At 53.7% G+C, this 391-nt stretch carries 1 protein-coding gene; it reads right to left on the reverse strand.

Annotated elements, in window-relative coordinates:
* A partial coding sequence (locus E3W21_RS28750; protein ID WP_256661689.1) for a reverse transcriptase domain-containing protein occupies nucleotides 1-391 on the reverse strand: 391 nt, incomplete at both ends.

The following is a 391-nucleotide window of genomic DNA, read 5'->3' on the forward strand; positions in this document are numbered from 1 at the left end:
AGCCACGGCGGGCCTTACTTCATTCTCCAGCCACTCTTTCGAAAAGCCAGTGATGATGAAGTCATCTGCATAACGCACCACGCGCATCTTTCGGCCTGTCCACTTTGCATTGGGGAATTTCTTCGCCAGCATCGCTTCCAAACCATCCAGCGTCATGTTGGCCAACACCGGAGAAATGATGCCTCCCTGCGGGGTTCCGGTGTGGCTGGGGAATAGCTCGTTCTGGTAGACGTAACCGGCTTTGAGCCATTTCTGCAAAATCGCCTTATCCATGGGGATGTGGGCGATCAACCAGTCATGGCTGATATTGTCGAAACAGCCTTGAATGTCGCCCTCTAACACCCACTCCGCATTTGCTTTTCGTGACAGCACACCAAAGCACTGTGCGGCG

Source organism: Pseudomonas sp. F01002 (assembly GCF_004402115.1).
Taxonomy (GTDB): domain Bacteria; phylum Pseudomonadota; class Gammaproteobacteria; order Pseudomonadales; family Pseudomonadaceae; genus Aquipseudomonas; species Aquipseudomonas frigoris.